Source organism: Oribacterium parvum ACB1 (assembly GCF_000238055.2).
Lineage (GTDB): Bacteria > Bacillota > Clostridia > Lachnospirales > Lachnospiraceae > Oribacterium > Oribacterium parvum.
Genome location: NZ_KE148312.1, coordinates 1,797,221 through 1,816,249, shown reverse-complemented (window position 1 = coordinate 1,816,249; position 19,029 = coordinate 1,797,221). Strand labels below are relative to the sequence as shown.

Annotated in this window: 16 protein-coding genes and 2 tRNA genes; all 18 read right to left on the bottom strand. The window is 41.1% G+C overall.

The features are described from left to right. Nucleotides 1–29: 29 nt before the first annotated feature. The gene (gene rpsB, locus HMPREF9625_RS08070; RefSeq protein ID WP_009534200.1) at nt 30–776 is read right to left on the bottom strand and encodes a 30S ribosomal protein S2; all 747 of its coding nucleotides are present in this window, start codon (nt 774–776) and stop codon (nt 30–32) included. A gap of 239 nt (nt 777–1,015) precedes the next feature. Continuing rightward, complete coding sequence (gene topA, locus HMPREF9625_RS08065) at nt 1,016–3,025, bottom strand: type I DNA topoisomerase (RefSeq protein ID WP_009534199.1); 2,010 nt, start codon at nt 3,023–3,025, stop codon at nt 1,016–1,018. A 123-nt stretch (nt 3,026–3,148) separates the two neighbouring features. Continuing rightward, nucleotides 3,149–4,009 (bottom strand): DNA-processing protein DprA, encoded by an 861-nt coding sequence (gene dprA, locus HMPREF9625_RS08060; protein ID WP_009534198.1) that lies wholly within the window; start codon nt 4,007–4,009, stop codon nt 3,149–3,151. A 12-nt stretch (nt 4,010–4,021) separates the two neighbouring features. After that, nucleotides 4,022–5,632 carry a YifB family Mg chelatase-like AAA ATPase gene (locus tag HMPREF9625_RS08055; RefSeq protein WP_009534197.1) on the bottom strand — a complete coding sequence of 537 codons (1,611 nt, stop codon included), beginning with the start codon at nt 5,630–5,632 and terminating at the stop codon, nt 4,022–4,024. A 305-nt stretch (nt 5,633–5,937) separates the two neighbouring features. Further along, on the bottom strand, nt 5,938–6,930 hold the full coding sequence (locus HMPREF9625_RS08050; protein WP_009534196.1) for an RluA family pseudouridine synthase: 993 nt from the start codon (nt 6,928–6,930) through the stop codon (nt 5,938–5,940). Between the two features lie 41 nt (nt 6,931–6,971). Then, a complete protein-coding gene (locus tag HMPREF9625_RS08045; protein ID WP_009534195.1) occupies nt 6,972–7,736 on the bottom strand; it encodes an SDR family NAD(P)-dependent oxidoreductase in 765 nt (254 codons plus the stop codon). A 132-nt stretch (nt 7,737–7,868) separates the two neighbouring features. Continuing rightward, nucleotides 7,869–7,951: transfer RNA gene (locus HMPREF9625_RS08040), tRNA-Leu, on the bottom strand. 65 nt (nt 7,952–8,016) lie between these two features. Further along, on the bottom strand, nt 8,017–9,687 hold the full coding sequence (locus tag HMPREF9625_RS08035) for a PIN domain-containing protein (protein WP_009534194.1): 1,671 nt from the start codon (nt 9,685–9,687) through the stop codon (nt 8,017–8,019). A 38-nt stretch (nt 9,688–9,725) separates the two neighbouring features. Continuing rightward, nucleotides 9,726–10,865, bottom strand: coding sequence for a hypothetical protein (locus HMPREF9625_RS08030; protein ID WP_009534193.1), 1,140 nt, complete (start codon nt 10,863–10,865; stop codon nt 9,726–9,728). 196 nt (nt 10,866–11,061) lie between these two features. Continuing rightward, nucleotides 11,062–11,146, bottom strand: a tRNA-Ser gene (locus HMPREF9625_RS11330). An 81-nt stretch (nt 11,147–11,227) separates the two neighbouring features. Continuing rightward, nucleotides 11,228–11,824, bottom strand: a complete 597-nt coding sequence (gene yihA, locus HMPREF9625_RS08025) for a ribosome biogenesis GTP-binding protein YihA/YsxC (RefSeq protein WP_009534192.1) — start codon at nt 11,822–11,824, stop codon at nt 11,228–11,230. Nucleotide 11,825: 1 nt separating this feature from the next. Beyond that, nucleotides 11,826–13,142, bottom strand: a complete 1,317-nt coding sequence (gene clpX, locus HMPREF9625_RS08020; RefSeq protein WP_009534191.1) for an ATP-dependent Clp protease ATP-binding subunit ClpX — start codon at nt 13,140–13,142, stop codon at nt 11,826–11,828. 3 nt (nt 13,143–13,145) lie between these two features. Continuing rightward, on the bottom strand, nt 13,146–13,775 hold the full coding sequence (gene clpP, locus HMPREF9625_RS08015) for an ATP-dependent Clp endopeptidase proteolytic subunit ClpP (protein WP_009534190.1): 630 nt from the start codon (nt 13,773–13,775) through the stop codon (nt 13,146–13,148). A gap of 219 nt (nt 13,776–13,994) precedes the next feature. Further along, nucleotides 13,995–15,329, bottom strand: a complete 1,335-nt coding sequence (gene tig / locus HMPREF9625_RS08010) for a trigger factor (RefSeq protein WP_009534189.1) — start codon at nt 15,327–15,329, stop codon at nt 13,995–13,997. Nucleotides 15,330–15,522: 193 nt separating this feature from the next. Then, nucleotides 15,523–16,005, bottom strand: coding sequence for a CYTH domain-containing protein (locus HMPREF9625_RS08005; protein WP_009534188.1), 483 nt, complete (start codon nt 16,003–16,005; stop codon nt 15,523–15,525). A gap of 293 nt (nt 16,006–16,298) precedes the next feature. Beyond that, nucleotides 16,299–17,405 (bottom strand): 30S ribosomal protein S1, encoded by a 1,107-nt coding sequence (gene rpsA, locus HMPREF9625_RS08000; RefSeq protein WP_009534187.1) that lies wholly within the window; start codon nt 17,403–17,405, stop codon nt 16,299–16,301. Continuing rightward, a complete protein-coding gene (gene ispH / locus HMPREF9625_RS07995; RefSeq protein WP_009534186.1) occupies nt 17,386–18,258 on the bottom strand; it encodes a 4-hydroxy-3-methylbut-2-enyl diphosphate reductase in 873 nt (290 codons plus the stop codon). The genes rpsA and ispH overlap by 20 nt, the downstream gene beginning before the upstream one ends. Nucleotide 18,259: 1 nt before the next feature. Further along, entirely contained in the window at nt 18,260–18,928 is a 669-nt protein-coding gene (cmk, locus tag HMPREF9625_RS07990) for a (d)CMP kinase (protein ID WP_009534185.1), read from the bottom strand. Nucleotides 18,929–19,029 lie beyond the last annotated feature (101 nt).

Sequence of the window (19,029 nt, the reverse complement as noted above, 5' to 3'; positions counted from 1 at the left end):
ATTAAAGCACAAAAGGGAGGTTCAATATCTTATTCTTCCTCTTTGGAGAAGTCTTCTTCGCTACTTGCTAAAGCGGCCTCTTCCTCAGTCATGTCGCCCTGCTTTGCTTCAATAACGGCATCTGCCATCTTAGCAACAATCAACTTAATAGCACGAATAGCATCATCATTACCCGGAATGATGTAATCCAACTCTTCCGGATCAGCATTGGTATCGGCAATACCGAAAAGAGTAATTCCTAAAGAGTGTGCCTCCTGAACGCAAATCTTCTCTTTCTTCGGATCGATAACAAAGATAGCATCCGGAGTCTTCTTCATATCCTTAATTCCGCCTAAGTTAGCCTCAAGCTTAGCCCACTCCTTCTTTAAAAGAGTAACTTCCTTCTTCGGAAGAACATCAAATGTTCCGTCTTCAGCCATCTTCTCGATATCCTTCAGTCTCTGGATTCTGGAACGGATGGTCTTAAAGTTGGTAAGCATACCACCAAGCCAACGCTCATTTACATAGAACTCACCGCAACGAAGTGCCTCAGCCTTCACAGCATCCTGCGCCTGCTTCTTGGTTCCTACAAAAAGAACGGTTCCTCCGTTTGCTACGATCTGAGAAAGAGCATTGTAGGAATCATCAACGAGCTTTACAGTCTTCTGTAAATCGATAATGTGAATTCCGTTTCTCTCTGTGTAGATGTAGGGAGCCATCTTAGGGTTCCATCTTCTGGTCTGGTGTCCGAAATGTACACCGGCTTCCAATAACTGCTTCATTCCAATTGCACTCATTTTATACCTCCTTGGTTTACCTTCCCTTATATGCTGTGTGCAGACCGAAATCATCTCAAAAGACACCGTCGGTTTTTCATATAAGGTGATCATTTATTGACTGAATAATGCACAAGGCATAATCCCTCGTCCGTCCTAAAATAGGCAGTAAAAAACTCGCCATAAAAAGACGCAGAGACTACTATAGCAAAATAGTCTCTGCTTTGCAATAGGGATAAGAACATAATCTATTCTTATTTTTATGCCATAATCTCCCCTTCTTTTTTCTCTCCGCTTTTCGCATCCTTCGGCTTTTGCCAAGTCATATAATCACAGTCCGGATATCTTGAGCAGGAATAGAAAATTCTTCCCTTTTTACTTCTTTTCTTTACACACTCCGCACCACAGGTCGGGCAGAGAAAGCCTGCATATTCTACATAGGGCTTCGTGTTCTTACAATCCGGGAATCCGGGACAGGCAAGAAACTTTCCGTGAGGGCCGTATTTCAAGACCATCTTTCTGCCGCATTTATCACAGACTACATCTGTTTCCTCATCCTTAATGCTTACCTTCTCAACCTCTTCCTTTGCCTTTTCCACTGCTGAGGAAAGGTCCGGATAGAAATTCTCCACAATGGTTTTCCAAGCGGTCTCTCCGACACTGACGGAATCCAAAAGGGATTCCAAATTCGCCGTAAATTCCTTGTCTACAATTCCAGGGAAATTCTGAGACATCATCTCATTCACCGCATTACCCAGTTCCGTAACAAAAAGATTTTTCTTTTCTTTCCCCACGTATCTTCTTAATAACAAGGTACCTATTGTCGGTGCATAGGTAGATGGTCTTCCAATTCCGCCCTCTTCCAGTGCTTTTACAAGAGAAGCCTCTGTATAATGTGCCGGAGGCTGGGTAAAGTGCTGTTCCTTCAGCCATTCTTTTACCGCAAAGCTGTCTCCTTCCTTTAGAGGAGGGAGCGCAATATTCTTCTCATTTTTGTCCTCTTCCGACATATACACCGCAAGAAATCCTTCAAAGCGAAGTCTGCTTCCATTAATTGTAAAAATATAATCCTTCGCGGATAGTTTAATGGTTTCCGTTTCGTATACCGCACTTTCCATTCTGGAAGCCACGAAGCGCTTGTAAATCAGCTGATACAGCTTGTATTCGTCTTTTCCCAGACTGTCTTTTGCTTCAAAAGGAGTAATTTCCAGATAGCTCGGACGAATTGCTTCGTGAGCATCCTGTATCTTTCCTTCTTTCTTTTCTTCAGCCTGCTTTTTCTGACAGTACTCTTCTCCGTATTCTGCGCGTATTTTTTCCAAAACAGCCCGGTGCGCTTCATCAGAGATTCTTGTGGAATCGGTTCTTAAGTAAGTAATCAGTCCTACTACACCTCTTCCCTTAATCTGTACTCCCTCATACAAACTCTGGGCAATCCGCATGGTCTTTTGTGTCGGAAAAGATAACAGCTTTGCCGCTTCCTGCTGCAGAGTTGAGGTTGTAAAGGGAAGAGGAGCCTTCTTTCTTCTCTCTCCCTGCTTCTTCTCCACGACAGTCAGCTTAGTCTTTCCGATTTCCTTTAAAATCGAAGCTACAGTTTCTTCCTTATCCAAGGGAATACGCTTATCCTTACCATAGAAAGAAGCCGATATTTCTTTCTTACCGACAGAAAATACCGCATCTAAACTCCAGTATTCTTCAGGAACAAAGGCTGCAATCTCCGCCTCTCTGTCACAGATCATTTTTAATGCAACAGACTGCACGCGTCCCGCCGAAAGACCTTTCTTGATTTTCTGCCAAAGTAAAGGACTAATCGTATAGCCCACCAAACGATCCATTACCCTTCTGGCCTGCTGCGCATTGACCAAATCCATATCAATCTCTCTCGGATTTTTCAAGGCATTCTTTACCGCATTTTTAGTGATTTCATTAAAACTGATTCGAGAAATCTTATCCTCGTTATTGGCATCCTTTAAGAGTTCCTTTTGCAAATGCCAGCTGATTGCCTCTCCTTCTCGATCCGGGTCAGTTGCCAGATATATTTTATCCGCTTTTTTGGCTTCTTTTTTTAACTTACTTAAAAGGTCTCCCTTCCCGCGTATGGTAATGTACTTAGGCTCATAGTCATTTTCCACATCCACACCCAGGGAACTTTTTGGCATATCAATTAAATGCCCCATTGTGGCATCGATGGTATAGGATTTTCCCAAAAACTTACTGATGGTTTTTACTTTTGCCGGAGACTCTACGATAATTAAGTTATTGCTCATTAAAAAGCTATTCCTCCTGTTCAGAAACGAACATTTCTTTTTTTAAGACTATTCGCTGAGATTTATAAAATTGTCGTCAATATAAACGATGAAGAAAAAAAATGCAAGGCTTAGATTTGTTCGTCAAAATTTTTTCTTTCTATAATAGGAGCTTGAAATACATTCACAGTACCCTTCTATTTCCATTTTAACCAATATACTATAAAGACTTTGCAAGGGAATTCCAAGTTCCTTATATAAAGCATCAATATGCTTCCCTTCTAGATCCAAAGCATTATAAATCCGTTTTTCTTCTCCCTTCAGATTCGGCTTTTTTTCATTATCCTTCCCCGCTTCTATAGAAAAACATGATAAGATATCTTCTTTTGAAAGGCAGAGGCTTGCTCCCTCCATCAGCAACCTATTGCAACCTCTGGATAAAGGATCCGTAATTCTTCCCGGAACAACAAAGACCTGCTTCCCTTGCTCCAAGGCTCTATCCACCGTAATAAAAGTGCCGGAACGTTCTTTTGCTTCCACCACAATCAAAATATCGGAAAGTCCGGCAATCAGACGATTTCTTGCCACAAAATGATGCGGTAAGGGAGGGGAACCTTTCGGATACTCACTGATTATCCCCCCTTCTTCCTGAATTTTAGAATACAACTTTCTGTTTATTGCGGGATAGCAGATATCCACGCCGCATCCCAGAACAGCATAGGTTTTTCCGCCTCCCAAAAGTGCTCCTTCATGTGCTGCGGTGTCTATTCCGTATGCCATACCGCTGATAATACTGATTCCGTATTCTGACAGCTCTTTAGCCAAAGTTCTCGCTACCATTTTTCCGTATTCCGTACCGTCCCTTGCACCAATTATTCCTACCGTCATCTCAACCGGATCCGGAAGTCTTCCCTTTAGGTATATACAGCCCGGACTCTCCGGAATCTCTCTAAGACGCTCCGGAAAGCGAGAATCAAATGCCGGAATTTCTTCTATTCTGTTCACTCCAGCCCCCTTTTAATACAATTTTTCATCCACTGTACGATAGCTTACTGCCTCCGAAAGATGAGGAATTCCGATTTTCTCCTCTCCTTCCAGATCAGCAATGGTTCTGGCCACTTTTAAAATCTTGTGATACGTCCTCATGGAGAGATTTTTTATGGCAAAAATTTTCTTCATAAATTCCTCTTCTTCCTTCCCCAATGTACAAAATTTTTCAAGTTCACCCACTCCCATCTGACTGTTCCACTCTATTTTTTCTTCATGCTTAAAACGTTCCTTCTGTCGTTGCATTGCCTGTTCCACTTTCTTTCGTAAATCATCGGAACAAAGCTTCCCCTCTTTTCCCAGAGCATCCTCAATGGAAACAGGCGGAAGTTCCATGGAAATATCGATTCTTTCTAAAATAGGTTTAGACAGACCTCTTTGATAAGTCCGTATCTGAGCAGGGCTACAATTGCATCGATTTCTATCCGGAAAAAAACCGCAGGGACAGGGGTTCATCGCAAGCACCAAGAGACAGTCTACATCATAAGAAAAAACCTGTTGCAGACGGTGTAAGACTACTTTCCTCTCTTCCAAGGGACTGCGTAGAGCTTCTACTGTCTCCTTTCTAAATAGGGGTAACTCATCCAAAAAGAGAACTCCCTTTGTTGCTAAAGCAAGTTCACCCGGTACGAGATTTCCGTGCACCATTCCCCCAAGCAATGTATTTTGACTGATGGCAGAATGCGGTGCTCGAAAAGGCCTTTCCTCTATCATTCCATATTCCGAAGAAAGACTCCCTGCTATAGAATAGATCTTGCTTATCTCCAGCTTCTCTTCTTTACTAAGCTTAGGAAGAATAGTCGGTATTCTTTTCGCCAGCATACTCTTCCCTGCACCCGCAGGTCCCGAAAAGAGAAGCGCATGCTTACCGGAAGCGGCAATAAGGCAAGCACGAATCCCCGCTTCTTGTCCCACAACATCTCGAAAATCCTCTACTGCCTTTTTTCCCTTGCTTTTTTCTCTTGCATCTTGTAAGCCAATCTTAATTTTCTTCTTAGAAACAGATTCTTCCTTTTTCTCCGCATCGAAATCGTTGCATTTTTCTTTCTCTTTTTTCCATTTTTTCAAATATTTTTGCGGTAATAAAAGAATAAAATCTTCAACCGAGGAAAGGGCGGTTACTTTTATATTTTCACAGTTTCTTGCTTCTTTTTCATCTTCCTTCCCTACAAATACGCCTTCTATTCCGGCCTCCTTCATAGCCATGACCATCGGAAGCACTCCGGGAATATGCTTTATCTCTCCATCTAGACCCAATTCTCCTAAAAAAGCATGATTTTTATAGGGGAAATCCTCTATCTTCTGTGTAGAAAGCAACATTCCGACTAAAATAGCAAAATCAAAGGAGGTCCCTCCCTTTCGTATATCTGCCGGTTGTATGTTTATGGTTATCTTCTTTGGAGGAAGTTCTATTCCGATATTTTTCAGAGCTATCTCCGCTCGGTCGAGCGCTTCTCTAACCGATGGCGAAACATTCCCGACAATCAAAGAACGAGGTAAACCGTTCGACTCATCCACTTGTACCGAAAAAAGATAGGCATTTAACCCTATCAGACCGGCAGAATATACATTGGCCAGCATAAAATCCTCCTGATTGAAAAAGAATAAAATAAGAATTTGAAAAAAATCCAAGAAAAATGAATTAAAGTATCTTAAAGATATAAACAGAATAAGCAGTGTTTTTCAATTGAAATAAAGATGAAAATAAAAGAATTTAGATTTAGAGAAATTGAGATACTCGTAAACTCGAATATTTGAATATTTAGATATTTAAAAATTTAAATTCTCGAAATTTTAGCTACAGGAAATTTTAGATATTACTATTCCTGTTTCAAACAATGCAAGAATTATATACTATATAAATTATTTTGTGTCAACATTTCCGTTTACAAAATTTCCTCGCAACTTTTTACCAGTGTTTGAAAATCCTCCGGCATAGGCAAAATAAAGTTTCTTTCAGACAAAGAAGACAAAATATCTTCCTTTTCTATAGCAGGAAAAGAAAGAGAATAGGCATGTAAAAGCTGCCTCTTGATTCCCTTATTTTTGTATAGCTTATTCATCTCCCGATTTCCGTATTTATCATCTCCCAGAATCGGGTGCTGCAAAAAAGAAAGCTGAGAACGAATTTGATGGGTCTTTCCGGTTAAGAGCTTAACAGAAAGCAAAGTGAAAATTTGATTTCCATCCCTATACTTATGAAGCACAGAAAAAACAGCGGAAATCTTTTCTCCCTCTCCTTCCGTCTTCTTATAGACCTTATTTTCTTTTTTATCTTTTTGGATAAAGCTTTCCTGTAGTCCTTCTTTCTGAAAATCCCCTGTAACCAAAGCATAATAATGCTTTTCTATCCTATGCTCCTGCATCATTCTACCGAGACTTTGCAAGGAAGCAAGATTCTTTCCGAACAAAATCAGACCGGAAGTATTTCGATCCAGACGATTGGCTATACCCGGCCTAAAGGTTGCACGCTGCTCCGCACTCACTTCTCCATTTTCCAGGAGATACGCAGAAAGAAGAGAATTAACTGAAAGGGATGAACTTTCATCATTCTCCGACAATAAACCTGCCGGCTTTGCAAAAAGAATCAGATTCTCGTCTTCATAGTGAATATATTTTTTGTAGGAGCTATCCCAGTGTTGTTCTATTTCTTTTCCGGCGGAACTTAAGTTCTTCAAACTTTCTTCCGAAAAATATAGTTGTACCTTGTCTCCTATTGACAAAAGTTCCTTGCCGCTTGCCCTTTTTCCGTTCAGTAAAATGTTTTTCTTTCTGAGCATCTTAAAAAGAAAGGAGTCTTTTTGTCCTTTGAAAAACTTTTGCAATAGCTTTATAAGCTTTTGCTCCTTTTCATTTTCAGAAACCAGAATTTCTCGCATATAATCAATCCATTTCTTTTCCAGCCTTGGCTGTTTTAAAGTTAAGTATAGAATTTCCTTAGGAACTTTATCAGAATAAAATCAGGAATAACCCGACTCATAGCATAGAAAAGCTTCATGGAAAAGCCATAAACAGATACGGGTCGCTTCAATACGCTATCCATCAGTGCCTGCATGGCAACTTTTTTGGGCTTTGCCATAAAGAAGGACTTTGCGAAACGAAGCTTCCCTTCATTTCCCGCCACCTTGAAAAATTCCGTATCCACAGGTCCCGGACATACTGCGGTGACACCAATCTCTCTTTCCCTAAGCTCTTCTCTTAAGGACAAGGAAAAGGAGTAGACATAAGACTTCGTTGCAGCATAGACCGAAAACTCCCTTTGCGGTAAAAATGCCGCAGCTGACGCAATCTGAATGATTCTGGATTTCCTCCTCATAAACGGAAGCGAATATACGGTAAAAGCAGTCAATGCCTTACAATTTAAATCAATCATCTTAAGCTGTTCCGATTCGGAAAGTTTCTCCGTCTCCCCCAATTTACCAAAGCCCGCAGCATTGACCAAAAATAAAATTGAGGGCTTATCCTTCGTTAATGCGCTGCGGTATTCCTCTATTCCTTCTTTCTCTGTTAAGTCATAAGAAAAGATTCGAGTAGGACAAAACAGTTGATTCGCAATCTTTTGCAGTTCATCCTTTCTTCTGGAAAATAGCCAGAATTCCTCTACGGCAGGAATTCTATCCTGTATGGCAAAACAAATCTCTTTTCCAATTCCCGAGCTTGCTCCTGTTATTACCGCTATGTTCATACGCCACCTCTTTTAGATATTGATTATTCCGTCTGTAAGTATAACTATCAATGCACAAAAGCTGATTCAAATATAAAAGAAAAGCCTAAGAATCATATGCACTTAAGCTTGATTCCTAGACTCTTATCATGCTGCGGGAGATGGGACTTGAACCCACACGCCCAACCGGACACAAGATCCTTAGTCTTGCCTGTCTGCCATTCCAGCACTCCCGCACAACAAAAGGTATACTACCATAATGTTGCGCGGCTTGCAAGAACTTTTTCAAAGAATCAATATCTTAGTTGGAATCATTCTCCTTAGAATCTTCCTTTACTTCCTCTTCAACCTGTTTTTTTCTTGACCTGCTCGGCCTTCTTCTACTTTTTTTCTTTACTTCTATATTATTGTCCGTTTTCTCCGTTTCCCTTTTTTCTACATCTTTTTTAGTACCTTGGGTTTGCATATCTTTTTTAACAATTTCTGGATTTTGAGAGTCTTTATCCTCGGAATCTTTCTTTTTCGAATCCTTCTTCTTTAAATTCTCCCTCTTTGGATTTTCCTTCTTCGGATTCCCCTTCTTCGGATCTTCCTTTTTCGAATCTTTCTTCTCCAAATTTTCCTTCTTAGGATTTTCCTCCTTTGGATCTTCCTTCTTTGGATCTTCCTTATCTAACCCCGGTTTTTCAGGATTATTCCCCGTCGAAGACCCCCCCTTATCCTTTCTGTCCTTCGGGGCACTTTGCTTTGTTTTCTTCTCTATAGCTCCTTTTTCGGGAACAAGAGGTAACTCTGCCTCTCCGGAAACTTCTTTATTGTCTTTACTTTCTATCTTTTCTTTACTATCTTTACTTTCTGTTCCTTCTTCCGTCTTCTTTCCACTATGCCTTCTTCGGGAGTTTCTTCTTCTCTTCTCTTTCTTTCCTTCTGTAATATCATTTTCCTCTTCCGCTAACAATGTGCTTTCCCCAACAGAAGACTGATCCAAACTTCCTTCTAATTCTTCTTCCACTTTTATCATGGCTTTTTTTACAGCATCCCATACATAACGAACTTGATTTGGTGCCGCTTTGAATGTTTGTGCAGTTTCCGGTTTTGGTAATTCTTCTAAGAGTACACTTCCGTTCATGGAGGAAGATTCTTCCTTTTTCACTTCTTCCTCTGCAATAGAGTTTATACTGCTCGGCAGGTTTGCCTCAGAAAGCAATACCTTTTCCGGAAAAGATTGTTTTACATTCTTCTCCGCTAATGTTTTATTCTGATTTTCACCATCCAACTCCGGTGAACTTTCAATCTCTACTACGTCTACTGAATCTTCCTTCGCTATAAGATTTTCCTCTTCCAAGAACTCCTTTAAATTCTCAAGCTCGTTATCTGTCAGTGTATATTCCTCCTCTTGAGAAGGTTTAGCAAGAGGATTCGGGAGAATTTCCACAGGATTCAAATGACTACTCAAATCGTAATTCACCTGTCTGCCTCTCCTCCAGAATCGATTTCTACTCAAAGTAGGTCTTGTAGGGATATTGTTCATGGTTTCAAAAGCCTCCGTAAGAAGCGCTTTCTGACTTCTTTCCTTGGCTCTTCTGATTCGTTCATCATCATTGGCAATGGAATGGAGGAAACACTCCTCAATTGTTTCTCCAAGAAGAATTTCCGCTCCTCTTAAGCTGTGCCAGAAATCTCGAACCGCTGCATACCCCTTATCCTTGGAAACAATGCAAATCTTTTCCCCCGTATCGAGAAACATGCCCGTTGTAGACGCAATATACATATCTAAAGCATTGCTGTGTTGCTTTAGAAGCTTCACCATCCGCACATGGACGTTCTTTGCTTTTAAATCGTCCACTACTCCCTTATTCACAGCAGAATTTTCGTCACTATAATACACCACCAGAGTGTCCTGTTCATTGAGATATTCTACCCCCTGAAACCCGCTGGCATGCGTATTCTCAAAATCAATTAAAATAATCACTTTTTTCTCCTTCCGGGAAGCATAGCATATCAAATAAACTATGCATTCCTATCCGGATTATCTCCTGTCAAAAAACTATAGAAATCACCATCATCTAATTTTCTTAAAATGAATTTTGTTTTTTCCAAAGGATAAGGTACTTCTTCTTCCTTACAATACAGAATTTCCGAAATCATCACCACTGTTTCCGCATTTTCCTGTCTGCTACTTGGAACCAATACAAAGTCTCCTACTGCCAGATTATCTTCCCTACTCCTATAATAATAGCTTTTCCCATTCGGTTCAAAAATACAGGAAAGATAAATATGTTCATCTTTTTTCACCCCGTGATGATACAATCCGGAATCAAAAATAGTTCCGAACACGCCGTAATAGGCCAGTGTTTTATGAAAGTCCTCCAACAAATCATCCCAGTCATCCGGCAATCCGTATCGATCATACGTTCTTCTAAGTACTTGCCTTTTTCCATTTTCAAAATACAGACATATTGTTATCTTTGCAGAATCATCCGCCTCTTCCTCCGGCAAATCACTTTCACTGAAATTGGTGAAATACCGTTCTATATTTCCCAAAAGATAATCCACTATATTGGGTATATTGTACTCGTGCTTAACCGTGAAAACACCATTGGTAAATTGTTGATACAGGAGCTTCTTGCTCTCTCTGGAAACAGATAAAAAATCTCTGTATTCCACCTCTACACAATTCTCTTCCCTACTGACAGGATTCCAAAAAATCTGCTCCCGAATGTCTTTCACATCCATGGTAAATTCCATAAGGCCGTTAAAGCGTGAATGATCCATATCCGCCGTAAGCTTCGCAATGGCCTCCATCAATTTCTCCCAGTCCTTAGGAAAAACATTTGATCCCTGAAATTCTTTCGCTTCTCTGTTTTTTTCTTTGTAGAAAAGATACCAACGAGAAGAAAGCTTCTGTTCTTTCGAACGGTCCTTCTTCTCTTCAAAATACTGTTCTTTCCACCGGTAAAGATGCAAGTTGTCCAGGCTTTCTAAAAAAGAGGAGGCAGAATCTCTGGAAACATTTAAAACAAGGGAAGGTCCATTGTCATACTCTGTTGAATCATAGGAGTATTTTAATCTTCCATTTTTCATCCATATATTCAGAGAACTCTCTCCCACACCCAGACCGTCCAACTTTAGGTTCAGATATTCCAGCATGTGCTTCCTCCTTTCTCCTGAATAATTTTATTATACAATATTTGGGATACTTGAAAAGAAATATATTGGAAAATTGAAGAAATTGAATCAAAAATAAAATAGCACATTAGAAAAAACACATAGTTTTTCTATCTTGCTTTTTCTTAGACGAAAAAAGCTCCAAATCCTTATATCCATAAGAATCCAGAGCCTTTAGCGACGAGGATGGGACTTGAACCCACAACCCACGGACGTGAGCACCAACTTTCCAGGCTGGCCGACTACCATTATCACACCTCGTCAAAACAGCTTGTTCACTTTACCACAGGACAGGGTAAAGTGCAAGCCTTTTATTTAAATCTTTCCATTTTTCTCAGAGTTATTTAGCTGTTTTCACGTAAAATCTTATCAACAAGTTCCAAAAACTCTTCTCTTCCAGACTTTGTTTCCGCAGAAAACGGAATCATCATACAGTCTTTCGAAGCCCCGAGTTTTTCACGTATCTCTTTTATCGCCTTTGCGTGTTGAGAGCGCTTCAGCTTATCCATCTTAGTAATGATTACAATTGGTTCATAACCTGTTGCGGCAAGAATCCACTGAAACATCTGTAAATCCATTTCGTTCGGAACTCTGCGTGAATCCAAAAGAAGGATTACCTCTTCGATATCCTCTCCTTCAGAAAGATACCGTCGAATTAAGCGATCCCACTTTTCCTGTTCTACCGGTCCTGTCTTCGCATAGCCGTAGCCGGGTAAATCGACCAGAAAAAAAGCGTCATTTACAGCATAAAAATTAATGGTTCTGGTCTTACCCGGTGTAGAAGAAGTTCTGGCAAAAGACTTTCTCTGTAACAAGGCATTTACAAAAGAGGATTTCCCTACATTGGAACGACCTGCAAGGACAAATTCCGGTTTTCCTGTCTTGGGAAGTACAGACTTAACTCCACAAACATAAGGAAGGTCAACAGAACGAATCAGCATATTATCCCCTCTTTTTGGAGGCCTTTTTCTCTTTCAGGCCATCCTGATTATTGGATTGGAACGACTCATAGCGTTCTCTTCTCTTTTGTGCATCCATGGTAAGACGCGGTTTCGCATGTTCCTCCACAACTTCCTTTGTTATCTCCACATCGGAAATTTCTTCATCAGAGGGAATATCATACATGATATCCATCATCATGCCTTCCATGATAGAACGTAGACCTCGAGCTCCTGTTTTTCTCAGTACCGCCTTTTCTGCAATAGCAGTCACTGCATCATCCCTAAAGGACAGCTCTACACCATCCATCTCAAAAAGTTTCTGATATTGTTTTACCAAAGCATTCTTTGGAACAGTCAAAATCCGCTTTAAACTCTCCGTATCGTGACTGGATAACTCTACATCCACAGGAACACGACCGATAAACTCCGGAATTAATCCAAATTTTGTTAAATCCTCCGGTTGAACCTGCTTTAATACATCATCATAATTATCCTTGTTTTTCTCTACAATTTCCGCACCAAATCCAATAGATCCGGAAGCAATACGCTTTTCAATGATGTGTTCCAGACCGTCAAAGGCACCTCCACAAATGAAGAGAATGTTGGTCGTATCAATTTGAATTAGCTCCTGCTGAGGATGTTTTCTTCCACCCTGCGGCGGTACGGATGCAACGGTTCCTTCCAATATCTTTAGTAAAGCCTGTTGTACACCTTCACCGGATACATCACGCGTGATAGAAACATTCTCCGACTTTTTGGTAATCTTATCAATTTCATCAATGTAAATGATTCCAATTTCCGCTCTTGCCACATCGTAATCCGCAGCTTGAATGAGCTTCAGTAAAATATTTTCTACATCCTCTCCTACGTAACCGGCTTCTGTCAAGGCCGTAGCATCTGCAATAGCAAAGGGAACACCCAGGATTTTTGCAAGGGTCTGCGCAAGATAGGTTTTTCCCGTACCAGTCGGTCCAATCATCAGAATATTAGACTTTTGCACATCTATATCCCGTACCTTGGAAGTGATGCGTTTGTAGTGATTATAAACCGCAACAGAAAGAACCTTCTTCGCCTCCTCCTGCCCGATAACATATTCATCCAGAAAATCCTTGATTTCCTTTGGTTTCAATAGATGCAACTCGGAAACATCGCTGCCACTCTCATCTCCCAACATTTCCTCATCAAAGATTTCCTGACAAAGCTCAACACATTCATCACAGATATAGGTATTGTTTAAGCCGGCAATCATTTTTCTGACTTGCTTGGAAGATTTTCCGCAAAAGGAGCATCTTACCTTATCATCCGGTTTCATAGCCATCTCTTATTTTTTCTCCTCTATCTCACTACGTTTTTTGAAAATATGGTCAACAAGTCCATACTCCAGTGCCTGTTCCGCAGACATCCAGTGGTCTCTTTCTGTATCTTCCATAACCTTTTCCACAGGCTGATTACAATTTTCCGCAAGAATCTTGGCAAGGTTTTTCTTTGTACGGAGAATCCACTCTGCCGTAATCTGAATCTCCGTTGCCTGACCTTGCGCACCGCCGGAAGGCTGATGAATCATCACCTCCGCATTCGGGAGAATCATTCTCTTCCCTTTCGCTCCGCCGGCAAGAAGAAAAGCTCCCATAGAAGCCGCCATTCCTACGCAGATCGTGGATACGTCACACTTAATGTACTGCATGGTGTCATAAATTCCCATACCTGCAGTAACGGACCCGCCCGGAGAATTGATATAAAGAAATATATCCTTATCCGGATCCTCCGACTCCAGGAAAAGAAGTTGTGCAATGACCAAAGAAGCCGTATCACTGTTTACTTCATCTCCAAGAAAAACAATACGCTCATTCAAAAGTCTTGAAAAGATATCGTAGGAACGTTCTCCTCTACTGGTAGACTGAATAACATAGGGTATTGTCGTTATATTATGTGGAAATAAGTAATCTTTCATCTGTTACCTCCTAATAGACCTTATTTTCTCTTATATTAACACAGAAATTTATCTTTCCGTTTAAACCGTTGGTTTAAGAAACTGTAAATATTTTGTGAACTGAAAGAGCGGTGTTGTGATAACACCGCTCCATAGGATTATCTACATTATCCAAAAGAATAATTCTCGGATGAGTCCGAAATAGAAGTAAGCCATACAGATTTATACTTTTACTTATACTTATGCTTCTTCCTTCTCCGCCTTTTCTTCCTTCTTTGTCTTCTTCTCAGCCTTTACAAGCTTTGCCTTTTCAACCAACGCATCAATAGTAGCCTGAATGCTTAACTCTCTCTTGATAGAAGCCTTCTGAGAATCTGTGATAGTCTTTACAAAATCTTCTTTCTTCATACGATACTGATCGCTGATTCTCTGTAATTCTTCCTCAAGTTTTTCATCAGAAGCCTCAATTCCCTCTTTTTTCTGAATCGCATCCAGCACCAAAGAAGTCTTGATATTCTGTACAGCAGATGCTCTCATCTGCTCTTTTAAGGCCTGCTCTGTAAGCCCGGTAATCTGCATGTACTGTTCCATCGGAATGCCCTGCTGTTCCATGCGTCTTGCATAATCATAGAACATCTGATCAAGCTGTGTAGCCACCATAGGCTCGGGAAGTTCTACTTCCGCATTCTCGACCACCTTGGCAATAACGTGACTCTCTACCTCAGATCCGGCTCTCTTTTCCTTCTCTTCCTTAATCTGCTTCTTAATGTCCTTCTTATACTCATCCAAGGTATCGAACTCGGAAACCTCGCTGGCAAACTCGTCATCCGCCTTCGGAACCTGCTTCTCTTTAACAAGCTTTACCGTAACTTTGAAGAGTGCTTCCTTACCGGCAAGATCCTTTGCTCCGTAGTTCTCCGGGAAGGTGACCTTAACATCTACATTATCCCCCGCTTTAGCTCCGATTAACTGATCCTCAAAGCCGGGAATAAAGGTACCGGAACCGATAGTAAGAGGATAGTCCTCTCCTCTTCCGCCTGCAAACTCCTTGCCATTTACAGAACCGACAAAGTCAATAGTAGCAATATCGTTCTTCTTAATGGCGCGGTCTACATCAATCATTCTGGAATTCTTCTCCAGCTCTCTATTCAATCTCTCGGTAACTTCCTTGGCAGAAACGGATACATCTGCCTTTTCAGCTTCTACGCCAAAATACTCACCCAGTTTTACTTCAGGACGAACGGCAACAGAAGCGGTAAATACCAAATCCTTGCCTTCTTCAAGCTCTTTGATTTCAATTTCCGGACGAGAAACAATATCCAGACCCGACTCGGCAGCTGCTTCAGGATAATGACGATCCAATACTTCATTTAATGCAGCATCATAGAAAACCTGTGCTCCGTAAGCCTTTTCAATCATCTTTCTTGTTGCTTTTCCCTTACGAAATCCCGGAACATTATAACGAGATTTTGTTCTCTGATAGGCACTTTCCACTGCCTTTTCAAATTCTTCCGCAGCTACCGTAACGGTAAGCTTTGCCATGCTTTTCTCAAGATTTTCTACTTTTACGCTCATTGCGCATACCTCCAAAAATATTCTTTCTTTACGAGCCCTGCGCAACTGCTACAAGATCTCATTTTTTCGGGCTCCGTTAAAGCAGAGCCTACGAGGGACAAGTATAGCATTTCTCTAAGATTCTTGCAAGAAAAAGAGGAAAAATCCGCCTCCTGTCAAGGAGAAGAATCCAACCTTCGCCTAGTCCTTCCCTTTAATTTCTAAAAGCCAGATCCGCATTGCTATTTCCGGGTTCTTCCGTAAGTTCTCGGTTGAACCACTCCGGTGCCGAAAATTTCTCCGCTTCTTCTTTTGTGGGAAATTCCACTTCGGCATAAATCAAGCCTTCCAGCTTTCCTTTAAAAATATCCAATTCAATCTTATATTTTCCGAACGGCAAAATGTAACGTCTCTTTTCAATAAGTCGCCCTTCTATCTTCCCTTTTAGGCTCTCGTATGCCTCAGCTGTAAGAGGAAGATTATACTCCTCTCTTTCTAAAAGCCCCCTCCCTTTATAGGAAAGCATGTAGTGGCTCTCTCCACTCTTTTTTATTGATTTTCGAATTCGTATAACCGGAACAGCACAGAGATAGCCCTGGCTAATATCCCGATAGTCAAAATCCTCCAGATGAATGCAGTCTTGCTTTTTTAAAATTTCATCCTTTACCAGCCACTTTCTCTCTATTTCCAGTCCCATTTATACTCCTCTGTTTTTGCTATAGCATTGCATCCATATAAAAATTCCCCAGACTAGATCTTCAAATTTTAATCATGAATATCTACATGGTTTGATTATGAATATCTGCGTTATTAATCATATCGTGTATTCCTCCTATATACTACGCCTTCTCAAGGATTATGAAAAGTATAAAAAAGACTGAGCATAGCTCAGCCTTTTTTAATATATTTCTTTAGCGAAATAAAATCTTCAAACTATTTCTTCGAAACGAGGATTTTCATTGAGAACCGCTTCAAAGACAGATTATAGAATTATTCCTCTTCGCTTGCAGCAGCTACATCTACATCAGCAGTATCCTGCTCATCTTCCGGAAGAAGTGCCTTGATGGAAAGAGAAATCTTGTGATTATCTACATCAAGATCAACCACTCTTGCCTCGATTTCCTGGCCCGGCTCAAGTACATCGGACGGCTTGTTTACATGATCCTTGGAAATCTGAGAAACATGCAAAAGCGCATCGATTCCCTTATCCAGCTCGATGAATGCACCAAAGTCGGTCATTCTTGCAACTTTTCCCTTTACGATCTCACCTACAGCGTACTTGCTCTCAGCATCCTTCCACGGATTCTCATTCGGGAACTTTCTGGTAAGAGCGATTCTCTCTCCGCTGATTTCCTTAACCAAAACTTCTACTTCCTGTCCCGGCTTAAAGAGCTTCTTCGGATTCTCGATTCTTCCCCAGCTCATCTCGGAGATGTGAAGCAGTCCATCTGCTCCTCCAAGATCGATAAACGCACCAAAGTCTGTAAGGTTCTTCACTACACCGGTACGAACATCGCCTTCTGCAAGCTCAGAGAAAAGCTTGTCGTGCTGCTCCTTCTTCTGTGCAGACATAATCTGCTTTCTGTCACCGATGATTCTTCTCTTGGCCGGATTAAACTCTGTAATTACAAACTGAATATCCTGTCCCTGATATTTATTTAAATCTCTCTCAAAGCTATCGGATACCAAAGATGCGGGAACGAAGATTCTTGCTCCATCAACTTCTACATTCAGTCCGCCCTTTACTACCTGCACTACTTTTCCTGTAAGGATAGCATTCTCTTCGAAAGCCTTTCTTAATTCCTCGGAAGCCTTAGACTGTAAAGCATCTCTGTGGGAAAGTACGACCTGACCTTCTCCGTCGTTAACCTTCTTAACCTTACACTCAATTTCGTCTCCTACCTTTACAACGGTAGTAAGATCCAACTGGTTGTCTGCACTGTAATCACTTCTTGTCATGATTCCATCGGACTTATAACCGATGTTCAATGCAATCTCATCAGGCTTTACACTGATGACTGTTCCCGTAACGATTTCTCCTGCGTGAACCGACTTTAATGATTCTTCAAGCAATTGTTCAAAACTCATTTCTGACATAAGTTAGAACCTCCTCTATAATTTCTTTTGGGGTGCTTGCCCCTGCTGTGATACCTACGTTGCGAATCGCTTCATCCGAGTTGAATTTGAGATCTTTCACCGTTTGTATCAGCTGGGTGTTAGGACAAATCGCCTTGCATATCTCATATAACTTTTTTGTGTTAGATGAACTGCTTCCTCCGATAACCACCATGGCATCGGACTTACCAGCTAATTCCCTTGCTTCTGACTGACGTTCGAAAGTTGCGTTGCAAATCGTATTGATAACAGAAGTATGATACCCCTTTTTTTTAAAAGTTTCAAGAACTACTTTGAATTTGTCAATATGGAAAGTTGTTTGTGCCACTATAAATACATTTTTTCCGTTACCATCCGGCAGAGCCTCTACCTCTTCTACTCCTTTTAAGGCAATGACATCGCCCTCTCCCCAGCCAAGGATACCTTGCACTTCAGGATGTTCCGGATCTCCCATAACAATCACCGACTCCCCGTTTTTGGTATGTTCTGCAACAAGTTTCTGTATTTTTCTTACAAAGGGACAGGAGCTGTCTACGATTTTTAAACCTCTTTGTTCCAGCGTCTCATAGATTTCTTTCCCTACACCATGAGCACGGATAACTACAATTCCTTCTGCAAGTTCTGTCAGTTCCTTCAGGCTTTTCAATACTCGTACACCGCGTTCTTCCAGTTCCTCTACTATTCTTTCGTTATGAACTATCGGCCCGTAAGTATAAATCGGAAGCCTTAAGGCAGGCTCTTTTTTTTCTTCCTCTTCCAAAACACGGTAGACTGCCTCTACGGCCCGATCCACTCCAAAGCAAAAGCCGGCACTTTTTGCAAGGACAACCGCCATATTATGCCTCGCTTCCCACACAGTAACTAAGGATACAATCCACGACCTCATCTATGCTTAAGTTTGAGCTGTCAATTAAAATTGCATCTTCGACCTGTTTCAAAGGCGCCACAGCGCGGTTCATATCTCTCTCATCTCTTTTTTTTACTTCGTCTAAAATTGTTTCATAGTCTGCAGACTCTCCCTTTTCCTGAAACTCCAGTGTTCTTCTTTTTGCACGCACTTCACAAGACGCGGTCAGAAAGAACTTTTTATTGGCATGGGGAAGTACTACGGAACCGATGTCTCTCCCGTCCATCACACAGGAATGTTGCCTTGCCACATTCCTCTGTAAATCCAGGAGCTTCTCTCGAACGGAAGCATACTGTGAAATCACGGAAGCTCCCTCGCCTATTTCCGAAGTACGAATATAGGCACTGCAATCCACGCCGTTGGAAAGAACCTTTTGTACACCGTCCTCATAAAGAAGCTCAACATCTATATTCTTGATTTCTTCTTCCACTGCCTTTTCATTCACGAAAGGAACCCCTTTTTGCAAAAGCCCGAAGGCCAATCCTCTGTACAAGGCTCCTGTATCCACGTAATAATAGCCCAAACTTTTTGCTACAGCCTTAGCAATCGTGGATTTTCCAGCCCCTGCAGGTCCATCTATGGCAATTGAGTATGGCATAATATTCTCCTTTTTCTCTTTGATTCTGCGAGCTTTTTATACGATTTGTATTTCCTGCTCCTTTTATGTTTTTGCTCTTTATTATGTTATTTGCTCTTTTT